This is a genomic window from Lacrimispora sphenoides (assembly GCF_900105215.1).
GTDB classification, from domain to species: domain Bacteria; phylum Bacillota; class Clostridia; order Lachnospirales; family Lachnospiraceae; genus Lacrimispora; species Lacrimispora sphenoides_A.
In genome coordinates this window covers 2,141,136-2,155,023 of record NZ_FOIP01000002.1, presented here as the reverse complement: position 1 = coordinate 2,155,023, position 13,888 = coordinate 2,141,136, and the positions used below count along the sequence as shown (strand labels likewise).

Here is a 13,888-nt window from a genome sequence, read left to right as displayed (position 1 = left end):
GGAATTGGGAAAAGAAGGGAGGAAATTTGTGAAAAAAAGGCAAAGTACAAACCAGATTATCATGACGGAAGGCGAAATCTGGAAACAGCTCCTTGCTTTTTCTGTGCCTCTTCTGGCCGGAAACTTATTTCAGCAGCTTTATAATACCGTGGACTCCGTGGTAGTTGGCAATTTTATCGGAAGTGATGCCCTGGCTGCCGTAGGTTCAAGCAACTCTCTGATCAATCTGATCATTGGCATGTTTATGGGAATCGGCACAGGTGCAGGAGTCATCATATCCCAGTATTATGGGGCAAGGGATGAAAAGAAGCTTCACTGGGCGGTTCACACCAGCATGGCATTAAGTCTGATTGGAGGCCTGATCCTTATCGTATTAGGGGTGCTTATGTCACCTTTGATTTTAAGCTGGATGGGAACGCCGGAAAAGGTCATGCCCAGTTCTGTAGCGTATTTAAGAATATTTTTCTGCGGTTCTCTGTTTAATCTTGTATATAATATGGGAGCAGGAATTTTAAGGGCAGTGGGAGATTCCAAAAGGCCTCTTTATTATCTTTGCGTGTCTTCTGTGATAAATATCGTCCTGGATCTGGTTTTTGTGGTGGTCTTTGGCATGGGAACAGCTGGAGTGGGGTATGCAACAGTGATTGCCCAGGCAGTATCTTCAGTTCTGATCGTATGGGCATTGGTTAAAACAGACGATATTTACCAACTTTTTCCAGGGAAAATCAGAATAGACAGGAGGATGATGGTGCGTATTTTAAAGCTTGGCATTCCAAGCGGCATCCAGCAGTCTATTATTTCCCTGTCCAATGTCATTGTTCAGGCAAATGTCAACAGCTTTGGCTCTGCCGCTATGGCGGGATTCGGCGCTTACAGCAAAATTGACGGATTTGCCATGCTTCCCCTTCAAAGTTTCTGTATGGCAGCTACCACCTTTACCGGACAGAATATAGGAGCGAAAAAGCCAAAACGGGTAAAGCAGGGGGTGTTTCAGGGCATTGCCATAAGTATGGCGTATACGGCATTCATTTCAGTAATTTTGTATCTGAATGCAGAACATATCCTTAAAATCTTTTCACCGGATGAAGAAGTTATTGCCTATGGGTATTCCACCATGCTGATACTGCTTCCTTTTTACTGGACCATAGCCATTCACCAGATTTTAATGGGCAGTATCCGGGGCAGCGGGCGGACAATGGTTTCCATGCTTATCGGCGTGGGAAACATGTGTGTGCTGCGTATGATCTATATTAATCTGCTGGTGCCATTTTTCCCCAGTTTTGGAGCGGTGATGTGGTGTTATCCTATAACATGGATTACAACCATGCTGATGGACTGTGTTTACAGCATAAAGGCCAAGTGGATACCAAATGGAAGCAATGAATAGATAGGAGATAAATGAGATGAAACATGGATATATCCGGGTTGCCGCGGCAACCCCTGACGTAAAGGTAGCAGACCCGGAATTTAACAGGGAGCGGATTTGTGAGCAGATAAAAGAGGGAATTAAAAGGCAGGCAAAACTCATGGTGTTTCCGGAGCTTTGCCTGACAGCCTATACCTGCGGCGATTTATTCGGGCAGGATGCCCTGTTAAGAAAGGCCCAAAAGGAGCTTAAAGAGATCTTAAAGGCAACGGAAGGCAACGATCTTCTATGCTTTATAGGAATGCCCTGGGAATGGGGAGGAAAGTTATATAATACGGCTGTTGCCATACAAAACGGAAGGATTCTTGGAATCGTACCAAAGACGAATCTGCCCAATTATTCAGAGTTTTATGAACTGCGTTATTTCCAGCCGGGAAACGAAATACCGGTGATGGTAAAATGGGAAGATGAACTGATTCCCATGGGAGCCAATATTCTTTTCGCATGTGAGGACATTCCCCAGCTTGTCGTGGCAGCGGAGATCTGCGAGGATGCATGGGTTCCAAACCCTCCGTCCATCCGTCATGCTACCGCCGGAGCAACGGTGATTGTAAACTGTTCTGCCAGCGATGAGACAACGGGTAAGGATATTTACCGGAGAAGCCTTATCACGGGACATTCTGCCAGTCTGGTATGTGGTTTTATCTATGCCAACGCAGGAGAGGGAGAATCCACTCAGGATCTGGTGTTTGGAGGTCAGAACCTGATAGCAGAAAACGGTGCTTTGCTTGCAGAATCCAAACGTTTTGGAAATGAGACCATTTACGGGGATATGGATTTGGAGAGGCTGATTCACGAAAGGCGGCGGATGACCACCTTTCCCCAGGCCGACCATACGAATTATACGGTGGTTTCTTTTAAAATGAAGAAAAAGGAACTGGACTTAAATAGATTTATTGATCCAAGGCCCTTTGTCCCGGATAATGCGAAGGAGAGGAACAGAAGATGTGAGGAAATTCTCTCCATACAGGCTATGGGCTTAAAAAAGAGGCTTGCCCATACAGGCTGCAAGCATGCAGTGATAGGAATTTCCGGAGGCTTAGATTCCACCCTTGCCCTTCTTGTGACAGTCCGGGCCTTTGATATGCTGGAAATCCCCAGAAATCAGATCCATGCGGTGACCATGCCCTGTTTCGGAACAACGGACCGGACTTATCAGAATGCCTGCACCCTGACCCAAACCCTTGGAGCTGAGCTTATAGAGGTGAATATCAGGGAAGCCGTAAGCCTTCATTTCCGGGATATTGGACATAGTGAGGATGTTCACGATGTAACCTATGAAAACTCCCAGGCCAGGGAGAGGACGCAGGTGCTAATGGATATGGCAAACAAGCTGAATGGAATGGTCATAGGAACGGGTGATATGTCTGAGTTAGCTCTAGGCTGGGCGACCTATAACGGCGACCATATGTCCATGTACGGAGTCAATGCATCAGTGCCAAAGACCCTGGTGCGCCATCTGGTACACTACTATGCGGATACCTGCGGGGAAGAGGCTTTAAGCGGTGTGCTTCTTGATGTTTTGGACACGCCTGTAAGTCCGGAACTTCTTCCGCCTCAGGATGGAGAAATTGCCCAGAAGACAGAGGACCTGGTAGGCCCCTATGAACTTCACGATTTCTTCCTGTACCAGATCTTAAGGTTCGGCTGCCGGCCGGAGAAGGTTTACCGCATGGCGGTCTACGCTTTTACAGGAAATTATGAGAAGGAAGTCATTTTAAAATGGTTAAAGGTATTTTACCGCAGATTTTTCAGCCAGCAGTTTAAGCGTTCCTGCATGCCTGATGGACCTAAGGTTGGTTCGGTGGCAGTATCCCCAAGGGGAGATTTACGCATGCCAAGTGATGCCGTAAGCCGCCTGTGGCTGGAAGAACTGGAAAATTTATAAAAGAGAGGTACATTATGATAACCAGTAGTGCCAATGCAAGGGTGAAACAGGTGATGAACTTATCAAAGAAAGCCAAAGTCAGAAATTTAAACGGCCTCTTTGTAGCGGAAGGCCTTCGTATGTTTAAGGAAATTCCGGTGGACAGGATTGACAGCGTTTTTGTATCGGAAGGTTTTTTAAAGGATGAAGCCCATAAAAAGCTTTTGTCAGAAGTGAAGTACGAGGTTGTTTCGGAGGATGTGTTTAAGGTCATGTCAGATACCCAGACGCCTCAGGGGATTTTAGCCATTGTAAGGCAGTATGCCTGCAAGGAGGAGGACTTGCTGGCTGCACCTGGTCCTTCGTTTCTAATGATATTGGAAAACATTCAGGACCCGGGGAATCTTGGAACGATTCTCAGGGCCGGGGAAGGGGCTGGAATCACCGGCGTGCTCATGAGTGATACTACGGCGGACGTTTATAATCCAAAGGTAATCCGCTCCACCATGGGATCTGTTTTTCGTGTTCCATTTGTTTATACGAAAGACCTTACGGCTTCTTTAAAGGCCTTAAAAGCTGGCGGGGTCAGACTGTATGCGGCACATTTAGATGGCAGGAATAATTATGAAAAAGAGGATTATACTGTTGATACAGGGTTTTTAGTGGGAAATGAAGCAAACGGCCTGACAGATGAAACGGCAGCGCTGGCGGATGCTTATGTAAAGATCCCCATGAAAGGGAAGGTAGAATCCTTAAACGCGGCGGTTGCGGCCTCTGTATTGATGTTTGAAGCTGCCAGACAGCGTCGGATGTAGCCGTTAGAAAATTGTAAGGCTTTTTAAAGGCGGAAATATTGAGAAAATATTGAGAAATACCGGAACATATAGTATGATAGTAGTAGTTCGTCATACATTTACATGCGTCTTTCAGAAATATGTACTATCTGCCGCATTATGAATGAAGTGGCCGAACTATAGCGTACGTCAACAGATAGATTTGCCGGGCAGCTTTGCCTACAATGGCAGGGAAGGGGAATGATAAGATGGCAGCAGTCTATTGGCTTATTGTATTTGTAGTGCTTCTTGGAATTGAAGCGGCGACCATGGCCCTGACAACCATCTGGTTTGCGGGAGGAGCATTGGTTGCATTTGTGCTGGCACTGTTTGGAATAAATATTCAGGTGCAGCTGGCGTTGTTTGTTATTGTATCTTTTATTCTTTTATTCTTTACAAGGCCTTTTGCCTTAAAGTATGTTAATCAGAACACGGTAAAGACCAATATGGATAGCCTCATTGGAAAACATGCCAGGGTAACGGCCACAATCAACAACGTGGAGGGTAAAGGCGCGGCGATCCTAAACGGACAGGAATGGACGGCCAGAGCGCTGGAGGAAGACAGCATATACCCCGTAGGTGCTATCGTGGAAGTAAAGGAAATCAGAGGCGTAAAACTAATTGTGAGTATGAATAAGGAGGAATCATAGAATGGGAGTTGTAGGATTTACAGCAGTTATTATTATATTGATTGTTATTCTGGCTTTATTGTCAACTTGTATCAGGATCGTTCCCCAGGCACAGGCTCTGGTCGTAGAACGCTTGGGAGCATTCATGGAGACATGGTCCGTAGGCGTTCATATTAAGATGCCAATTATTGACCGTGTGGCTAAAAGGGTCAATTTAAAAGAGCAGGTGGCAGACTTCCCGCCTCAGCCGGTTATCACAAAGGATAACGTTACTATGAGAATCGACACGGTCATATTTTTTCAGATAACAGACCCGAAGCTTTATGCTTACGGTGTTGAGAATCCCATCATGGCCATTGAGAATCTGACGGCTACGACCCTTCGTAACATCATCGGTGATCTGGAGCTGGATCAGACGTTGACTTCTAGAGAGACCATCAACGCAAAGATGAGAGAGACCCTTGATATTGCTACTGACCCGTGGGGAATCAAGGTAAACCGTGTGGAGCTTAAGAATATCATGCCTCCGGCAGCCATTCAGGATGCCATGGAGAAGCAGATGAAAGCAGAGCGTGAACGCCGTGAAGCTATCTTAAGGGCAGAAGGAGAGAAGACATCCACCATTCTTGTTGCGGAAGGAAAGAAGGAATCTGCAATCCTTGATGCGGAAGCTGAAAAGCAGGCTGCAATCCTTCATGCAGAGGCAGAAAAGGAAAAACGGATCCGTGAGGCAGAAGGCCAGGCAGAAGCTACCTTAAAGATCCAGCAGGCCAATGCGGATGGAATACGTATGATTAAGGATGCTGGTGCGGATCATTCGGTTTTAGTCATTAAGAGCCTGGAGGCATTTAAGGCGGTTGCTGACGGCAAGGCTACCAAAATCATTATCCCTTCCGATATTCAGAACATGGCCGGGCTGGTTACTTCCATTACCGAGATCGCTAAGAATCCGGTGGAATAATTTTTCATGATTGCCGCGATATCCACAGAGGATATCCTTTATGACGGCAACAGCCGGACTTCCATTTAAACACATCGCAGCAGGGGGCAGATGCCCTCTTGCTGCGTTTTTGGCATAATTTCTTTATTCTGCCCATGTTTGTTGGGCATAGAGGTAAACCTGCAGGGTGTTTCCTTAGATAGTCTAAAAGGAGGGCTTATGGAACTGAAACTGGATTTAGGCAGAGAGTATGGACTGGTGCTTGAAGGAGGAGGGGCCAAGGGAGCTTACCAGATCGGTGCCTGGAAGGCTCTGAGGGAAGAAGGAGTAAAGATAAAGGGAGTTGCAGGTGTTTCCGTTGGCTCCTTAAACGGCGCTCTTATCTGCATGGATGATCTGGAACGGGCGGAAGAGATATGGAAGAACATTGAGTACTCTCATGTCATGTCGGTAAACGATGAAACCATAAAGGCGTTAAAGGAAAAGGATTTCAAGTCCTTAAATCTACAGGAACTGATAAGCAGCGGACTGCAGATCGTAAAGGATGGTGGATTTGATATCACTCCTCTGAAAAGTCTCATTGAAGAAGTGGTGGGAGATGAGGAAAAGCTCAGAAACTCTGACAGAGAACTTTATACCGTAACTTATTCGGTTTCAGACAGGAAGGAAATAGCTGAGGATATTATAAAAAGCGATGCAGGATCCATCAAGGATATGCTGCTAGCCAGCGCTTACTTCCTGGCTTTTAAAAATGAAAAGCTGGGCGGAAAGCGGTATATGGATGGTGGTGGAGTCAACAATGTCCCCATTAATGTTCTTCTTGATCATGGGTATGAAGACATCATTGTGATCCGCATCTATGGTCTGGGGTATGACAAAGAACGGGTGACTGAGATTCCGGAAGGGATCCATGTGTATCACATAGCACCCAGGCAGGACCTTGGGGGAATCCTGGCGTTTAATAAAAAACAGACGAGAAAAAATATGACTTTGGGATATTTTGATGCAAAAAGGTTCTTATATGGCCTTTGCGGGCGTATCTATTATATTGATGCACCATATAACGAACCCTACTATTTTGATAAGATGATGTCGGAAGTGGAGCTTTTTAAAATATATATGCAGGATACGCTTAATGAAGAGGGAATGGCAGCCCTGACGGGTTACCGTGCCTTTACGGAAAAGATATTCCCCAGGCTTGCTGTGGAATTTAAGCTGAAGGAGGACTGGGATTACAAGGATATGTACTTAGGCCTGTTGGAAGATCTGGCAAAACGTTTGAAAGTCAAACGCTTTCGGATTTATACAGTGGATCAGCTCATGGAGGAGATCAGAAAGAAGCTGCGGTCCCTTGACAAGGTGAAAACGCCGCGACAGGGGGATATAGTCTGAGAGAAAAACAACTTTCACCCCTTTTTTATAAATAAATTGGATCAGCAGGTATATACCCTTAATGCATTAATATACAAAAATAAAAAAAGTATTGCATAACTATGCGAGATACACTATAATAACGTATAAAAATACAAATAGAAAAGCGGAGGATGCAATATGAACTTAAAAGGAAGAAATTTTATCACATTAAAGGATTATTCACCGGAAGAGATTGGATACCTGCTGGACTTAGCCGCTGATTTAAAAGCCAAGAAAAAACAGGGGATCACAGGGAACTCCCTTAAGGGGAAAAACATTGCTCTTATTTTTGAAAAGCCGTCAACCCGCACCAGATGTTCTTTTGTGGTCGCTGCGGTTGATGAAGGCGCACACCCGGAATATTTAGGAAAAGATGATATTCAGCTTGGACATAAGGAAAGCGTGGAGGATACGGCAAGAGTTTTGGGAAGGGTATTTGACGGAATCGAATTCCGCGGATTTAAGCATAAGACCGTGGAAGATCTGGCTAAATATGCAGGTGTTCCGGTGTGGAACGGGCTGACTGATGATTATCATCCAACACAGATACTGGCAGACCTTCTTACGATGAAAGAACATTTCGGATATTTAAAGGGACTCCGGTTCGTATACGCAGGGGATGGACGTAATAACATGGCGAACAGCCTGATGATCGGTATGAGCAAGATGGGTGTTCATTTTACCATCCTGGCACCTAAGAGCCTTTGGCCTAATAATGAGTTGGTTGAATTATGCCAAGGTTATGCCGGTGAAAGCGGAAGTACCATCACTCTGACAGAGGATACGGATGCGGTTAAAGATGCAGATACCATTTATACCGATGTATGGTGCTCCATGGGAGAAGAGGACAAGGCTGCCCAGCGTATTACACTTTTAAAACCATATCAGGTGAATAAGGATCTGATGGAAAAAACAGGGAAAGATACTACCATATTTATGCACTGCCTGCCGGCCGTCAAAGGAAATGAAGTAACAGAGGATGTCTTTGAATCCGGCGCATCTGTGGTATTTGATGAAGCAGAAAACAGAATGCACACTATTAAGGCGGTAATGGTGGCAACGTTAGGAGAGTAGAACATGTATATACAAGAACGAGGAAGAAGCCTAAGAAACGCTTCCATGATTGTGGATGTCCTCCATATTGTAGTAGGAATCCTGATTGTAACATTGGCTGTCATATCATTTTTAAATCCGGAAGATCATATGTTTCTGTTCCCGGCAATATTTTTTCTGGCCGGCATGCTTAATCTGATCAACGGGATTTATAAAATCAGGCTTAGCGGCAGAGAGAAAAAGAAGAAGGCGGCAGGCATTGCTGTCCTTATGTTCGGATTTCTTCTTATCGCCCTTACTGTAATCAGTGCGGTGAGCATCTGGTGGAGGTGATATCAATGAAAACTGAGATTCTTAAGCTGCTTAAGGAGAGTGACGGCTACTTATCCGGGCAGGAGCTGTGCGGCCGCTTTGGGGTTTCCAGGACGGCCATTTGGAAAGCCATCCGCCAGCTTGAAGAAGAGGGATATCAAATTGAAGCGGTTCGAAATAAAGGGTATCATTTCATCGGTTCTTGTGATATAATGACGAAAACGGAGATTAAAAGCTGTATCAAAGGGAAATTTGGCCGGGACGTGGAATACCACGAGGTCATTGATTCCACTAACATAAGGGCCAGGCGTCTGGCAGAAGAAGGAGCTTCCAGTGGAACCCTTGTTGTGTCTGACTGCCAGAGCGCTGGGCGGGGCAGAAGAGGCCGCGCCTGGGTGTCCCCATCCGGGAAGAACATATTTATGAGCTTGATCCTAAGGCCGGATATTCTTCCAGCTTCCGCTTCCATGATTACACTGGTAGCCGCCCTGGCGGTCTATGACGGGATAAAAGACGTTACGGGCCTTGATACCGGCATTAAGTGGCCGAATGATATTGTGGCAAATGGGAAAAAAATATGCGGTATTTTGACAGAAATGAGCGCCGAACTGGAAGGAATCCATTATGTCGTAGTGGGGATCGGTATCAACGTCAATATGGAAGAATTTCCGGAAGAAGTAAGTCAGATGGCCACCTCCCTGCTTCTGGAAACAGGAGAAAAGGTGAGAAGAAGCCGGTTGGTTGCCGCTATTATGGAGGCATTTGAACAATATTATGAAGAATTTATCAGCCAGGGTGATTTATCCGGGCTGATAAGTGTCTATAATAAGCATATGGTCAATACGGGAAAGGAAGTAAGAATTCTGGACAGATCAGGTGATTATACTGGCGTGGCCCTGGGAATTAATGAAAAGGGAGAGCTTCTTGTGGAAGTACAGCCGGGAGAGGTAAAACATGTGATCTCCGGAGAGGTATCTGTCCGGGGAATCTATGGATATGTGTAATGAAGAACCATTCGCTTTATGATCAATTACAGGTTTTAGAACCTCAGGAAAAAGAACTGGGCGCCAGAGAGCGTTTAAAGGCCATGGAACGCCCGCTTTTATCCTGGTACAGGGAGCATGCCAGGGCCCTTCCATGGAGGGACAAGCCGGAACCATACCGGGTATGGATATCGGAAATCATGCTCCAACAGACCAGAGTGGAGGCTGTAAAACCTTATTTCCAGCGCTTTATGGAGGCCTTACCAGGAATCAATGATCTGGCGGCAGTGCCGGAAGACCGGTTACTGAAACTCTGGGAGGGGCTTGGATATTACAGCAGGGCAAAAAATCTAAAGAAAACAGCAGAGCTTCTTGTAGAGCAGTATGGCGGAGAGCTTCCGGCATCCTACGAGGAGCTTAAAAAGCTTCCGGGGATCGGGTCTTACACCGCAGGTGCGATTGCGTCCATCGCTTTTGGCATTCCGGTCCCGGCGGTTGACGGCAATGTTTTGCGGGTTGTTTCCAGAGTAACAGGCAGCAGGGAAGACATATTAAAGCAGGCAGTCAAAAGCCGTATGGAAGAGGAATTAAAGGCAGTAATGCCAGAACAGGCTGCCAGCTCTTATAATCAGGGCCTCATTGAAATCGGAGCGATTGTCTGCGTGCCAAACGGTTCGCCCCTGTGCAGCCAATGTCCCCTGGCTTCCATCTGCATTGCAAGAATCAAGGACCTTACCGGTGAGATTCCGGTGAAAACGCCTAAAAAGGCCCGCAGGGCGGAGGATAAGACGGTAATGCTCCTGTGGCAGGATGGACGGGTTGCCATCCGCAGGCGGGATGATACAGGGCTTTTGGCTTCTCTTTATGAGTTCCCAAATGTGGAGGGGCATTTAGAAGAGGAAGCGCTGCTTGCCAGGCTGGGAGTAGAGGAGGCCAAAATAACGCCTCTTCCTGCTGCAAAGCATGTATTCAGCCATGTGGAATGGCATATGATAGGATTTCGGATTGAACTTGGAGAACGGCCCAATGGAGATTTTTTATGGGTTACTGCGGAAGACTTAAAAAAAACTTATTCCCTGCCAGGTGCATTTAAGACGTATACAAAATTGATCAGGTGATATAATGAAAAAGATTCTATTTATATTTAATCCGCGTTCCGGGAAGGCTCAGATCAGGAATAAGCTGATGGATATCCTGGATATTTTTGCAAAGGCCGGCTATGAATTGTTGGTTCATGTGACACAGCGGACAGGTGATGCAATGGAGGCTGCTGCAGCATACGGGGAAAGTGTTGATCTGGTTGTGTGCAGCGGAGGAGACGGGACTTTGAATGAAACCATAAGCGGTCTCATGAAATTGGATAATATCCCAAACCTGGGATATATCCCTGCCGGTTCCACCAATGATTTTGCTTCCAGCTTAAAGATTTCCAAAAGCATGGTAAAAGCGGCGGAAGCGGCTGTTTTTGGCGAGCCTTTTCCCATTGATATCGGCTGTTTCTGCGGGGACAGGCACTTTGTGTATATTGCAGCGTTCGGGGCCTTTACAGAGGTTTCTTATTTAACCCCTCAGGATAAGAAGAATGTCCTGGGGCATCAGGCGTATATGCTGGAAGGAATGAAGAGCCTGGCTTCCATACAGTCCTATGAGATGCGGATTGAGTGTGGAGAGTGTCCTGAGGGCGTGGGCAAGAAAGAGGAAATGATACTGGAGGGGGAGTTTATTTTCGGCATGATTACCAATACCATGAGCGTCGGGGGTTTTAAAGGGCTTGTGACTCAGGATGTGGCTCTTGACGACGGTGAATTTGAAGTGCTGTTGATACGAACACCCAAAACTCCTCTGGATTTGACCAACATCATTAATTACATGTTTTTGAAGGAAGAACCAAATGAATACGTCCATAAATTTCGGACAAGGTCTTTGAAAATTCTCTCAAAAGAGCCTATTGACTGGGTATTAGATGGGGAATTCGGCGGGACCAGGAGGGAAGTAAATATCATAAATTTAAAGAAAAGAATCCGTATTATGAGAAAAACGCCGAAAAAGCAATAAAACTGCTATTTTGACAGAAATATGTTGAAATATGGATTCCGGTAGTATATAATGAAAAGTTGTGTGGGCTTTATGTATACCTCTTAGCGAAAGGACGTTATTAAGTGGAAAAGGATAATTTTTTAGATAAGCTTGGAAAACTGGTCGAACTTGCAAAAACGAAGCAAAATGCGTTGGACGTAACGGAGATTAATAACTTCTTTATGGGGGAAGAACTGACAACAGAGCAGATGGATCAGATTTATACGTACCTGGAGAATCGCGGCGTAGACGTGATCCCGGTCATTGACGATTCCGTTTTAACTGATGATGTGCTCATGTCAGACGACCTGCTTTTGGATGATGATCTTGATGACGGCTTTAAGGAAATGGATGAAGAAGATATTGATCTTGACGCCATTGACTTGCTGGACGGCATCGGAACGGAAGACCCTGTCCGCATGTACCTGAAGGAAATTGGCACGGTGCCACTTTTGAATGCAGAGGAAGAACTGCGCCTTGCTAAGAGAAAAGCGGATGGTGATGATGATGCCAAAGAGCGCTTGATCGAAGCAAACCTTCGCCTTGTAGTCAGCATAGCAAAGCGTTATACAGGCCGTGGAATGAGTTTCCTTGATTTGGTTCAGGAAGGAAATTTAGGCCTTATTAAAGGCGTGGAAAAATTTGATTATACCAAAGGTTATAAATTAAGTACATATGCTACCTGGTGGATACGCCAGTCTGTAACCAGAGCCCTTGCAGACCAGGCCAGAACAATCCGTGTGCCTGTGCATATGGTGGAAACGATTAATAAGATGTCTAAGATGCAGAGAAAGCTGACTCTTGAGCTTGGATATGAGCCGTCTGTTTCAGAACTGGCGGAAGCTCTTGACATGACAGAAGATAAGGTTATGGAGATCATGCAGATCGCCAGAGAACCTGCATCCCTTGAAACTCCTATTGGTGAGGAAGATGATTCCAACCTGGGAGATTTCGTGGCTGATAATAATGTTGTGACTCCGGAAGGTAACGTAGAATCCGTTATGCTGAGAGAGCACATTGATGCTCTTCTTGGAGATTTAAAGGAGAGAGAACGTCAGGTGATCGTACTCAGATTTGGATTAGAGGATGGCCATCCCCGTACTTTGGAAGAAGTTGGAAAAGAGTTTAATGTTACCCGGGAGCGTATCAGGCAGATAGAAGCGAAGGCTCTTAGAAAGCTAAGAAATCCTGTTCGCAGTAAAAGGATCAGGGATTTCCTATAGGAAACAAGAGGCGTTGCAGGCTGCTGCAGACGCCTTTTTGTGCTTTTGAAAACAGCAGGGAAGGAGCTACCATGAACCAGAGGAATTATCAGAAGGAATTGGATCAGATCATTGCAGGATTAGAGGAACAGGGAAAGGTTCCCAGGCTGCTTTTACACAGCTGTTGTGCGCCTTGCAGCAGTTATGTGCTGGAATATTTATCCCGCTATTTTGAAATAACTGTGTATTTCTATAATCCCAATATAGATCAGCCGATGGAATACAAAAGACGGGTGAAAGAGCAGGAAAGGCTCATTGCATCTATGGATTTTATTCATCCTGTAACTTTGGAAACAGGAGCTTATGAACCGGAAGAATTTCACCGGATTGTGAGAGGTCTTGAAAGGGAGCCGGAAGGCGGCGCCAGATGTTTTAAATGCTATGAACTACGCCTCCAGGAGGCTGCAAAGGTTGCTCAGGCCGGGCGCTTCGATTATTTCACCACCACTCTGTCCATAAGCCCTTTAAAGAATGCGGAAAAGCTCAATGAGATCGGTGAGAAGCTTGCAAAGGAGTATCGTGTTGCTTATCTTCCCTCTGATTTCAAGAAAAAAAATGGATTTAAGCGTTCTGTAGAGCTTTCTGAGAAATACGGTCTATACAGGCAGGATTACTGCGGCTGTAACTATTCCCAGAAAGAAACGCAGGAGCTTTCGGAAATTTCTTAGACAGGAAAATGCTTTGTAAATTATGTAAAAAGACATACTGGTTTGTCTTGACACAAATTGGATATTGTTATAAAATTAACTGCAAGGAGTATAAAAAATTGAGGATAAAGGAGATAAAAATATGTTATCAAAAACACTGACCGTAGTAAATCCATCAGGACTTCATTTAAGACCAGCAGGAGTTCTTTCTCAGACAGCAATGAAATTTAAATCCGATGTAATCATCGAATATGGAGAGAAGAGAATCGTAGCAAAGAGCGTGTTAAACGTTATGGCAGCCGGAATTAAGTGTGGAACAGAGATCAAATTAATCTGTGAAGGCGAAGATGAGGCAGCTGCAATGAAAACCATGACGGAAGCAATTGAAAGCGGACTTGGAGAAATGTAATTCAGTTTTATTTTTTGAAAAAAGTTTGTATAAGCCCT

At 45.3% G+C, this 13,888-nt stretch carries 14 protein-coding genes; all 14 read left to right on the top strand.

The window, feature by feature from the left end; genetic code table 11:
• The first annotated feature begins 28 nt into the window (after positions 1 to 28).
• The 14 genes from BMW45_RS26685 (at position 29) to BMW45_RS26620 (ending at position 13,850) form a co-directional block, all read left to right on the top strand.
• Positions 29 to 1,387 carry an MATE family efflux transporter gene (locus BMW45_RS26685; RefSeq protein WP_207649160.1) on the top strand — a complete coding sequence of 453 codons (1,359 nt, stop codon included), beginning with the start codon at positions 29 to 31 and terminating at the stop codon, positions 1,385 to 1,387.
• A 16-nt stretch (positions 1,388 to 1,403) separates the two neighbouring features.
• Positions 1,404 to 3,314 (top strand): NAD(+) synthase, encoded by a 1,911-nt coding sequence (locus BMW45_RS26680; RefSeq protein WP_092250984.1) that lies wholly within the window; start codon positions 1,404 to 1,406, stop codon positions 3,312 to 3,314.
• 14 nt (positions 3,315 to 3,328) lie between these two features.
• Positions 3,329 to 4,108, top strand: coding sequence for a TrmH family RNA methyltransferase (locus BMW45_RS26675; RefSeq protein ID WP_092250982.1), 780 nt, complete (start codon positions 3,329 to 3,331; stop codon positions 4,106 to 4,108).
• A 227-nt stretch (positions 4,109 to 4,335) separates the two neighbouring features.
• Positions 4,336 to 4,776: an NfeD family protein gene (locus BMW45_RS26670; RefSeq protein WP_025233670.1), complete on the top strand. Its 441-nt coding sequence runs from the start codon at positions 4,336 to 4,338 to the stop codon at positions 4,774 to 4,776.
• A 1-nt stretch (position 4,777) separates the two neighbouring features.
• The gene (locus tag BMW45_RS26665) at positions 4,778 to 5,716 is read left to right on the top strand and encodes an SPFH domain-containing protein (RefSeq protein WP_092250980.1); all 939 of its coding nucleotides are present in this window, start codon (positions 4,778 to 4,780) and stop codon (positions 5,714 to 5,716) included.
• 198 nt (positions 5,717 to 5,914) lie between these two features.
• A complete protein-coding gene (locus tag BMW45_RS26660) occupies positions 5,915 to 7,087 on the top strand; it encodes a patatin-like phospholipase family protein (RefSeq protein WP_092250978.1) in 1,173 nt (390 codons plus the stop codon).
• Positions 7,088 to 7,246: 159 nt separating this feature from the next.
• A complete protein-coding gene (argF, locus tag BMW45_RS26655) occupies positions 7,247 to 8,182 on the top strand; it encodes an ornithine carbamoyltransferase (protein WP_092250976.1) in 936 nt (311 codons plus the stop codon).
• A gap of 3 nt (positions 8,183 to 8,185) precedes the next feature.
• Complete coding sequence (locus BMW45_RS26650) at positions 8,186 to 8,494, top strand: DUF6637 family protein (protein ID WP_029701839.1); 309 nt, start codon at positions 8,186 to 8,188, stop codon at positions 8,492 to 8,494.
• Positions 8,495 to 8,499: 5 nt separating this feature from the next.
• Positions 8,500 to 9,477: a biotin--[acetyl-CoA-carboxylase] ligase gene (locus BMW45_RS26645; protein ID WP_092250974.1), complete on the top strand. Its 978-nt coding sequence runs from the start codon at positions 8,500 to 8,502 to the stop codon at positions 9,475 to 9,477.
• Entirely contained in the window at positions 9,477 to 10,574 is a 1,098-nt protein-coding gene (gene mutY, locus BMW45_RS26640; RefSeq protein ID WP_025233664.1) for an A/G-specific adenine glycosylase, read from the top strand. The genes BMW45_RS26645 and mutY overlap by 1 nt, the downstream gene beginning before the upstream one ends.
• A gap of 4 nt (positions 10,575 to 10,578) precedes the next feature.
• On the top strand, positions 10,579 to 11,511 hold the full coding sequence (locus BMW45_RS26635; RefSeq protein ID WP_025233663.1) for a diacylglycerol/lipid kinase family protein: 933 nt from the start codon (positions 10,579 to 10,581) through the stop codon (positions 11,509 to 11,511).
• A 104-nt stretch (positions 11,512 to 11,615) separates the two neighbouring features.
• Positions 11,616 to 12,755 (top strand): RNA polymerase sigma factor RpoD, encoded by a 1,140-nt coding sequence (gene rpoD / locus BMW45_RS26630; protein WP_092250972.1) that lies wholly within the window; start codon positions 11,616 to 11,618, stop codon positions 12,753 to 12,755.
• Between the two features lie 71 nt (positions 12,756 to 12,826).
• Positions 12,827 to 13,462: an epoxyqueuosine reductase QueH gene (locus tag BMW45_RS26625; RefSeq protein ID WP_025233661.1), complete on the top strand. Its 636-nt coding sequence runs from the start codon at positions 12,827 to 12,829 to the stop codon at positions 13,460 to 13,462.
• Between the two features lie 121 nt (positions 13,463 to 13,583).
• Complete coding sequence (locus BMW45_RS26620) at positions 13,584 to 13,850, top strand: HPr family phosphocarrier protein (protein ID WP_025233660.1); 267 nt, start codon at positions 13,584 to 13,586, stop codon at positions 13,848 to 13,850.
• Positions 13,851 to 13,888: the final 38 nt, after the last annotated feature.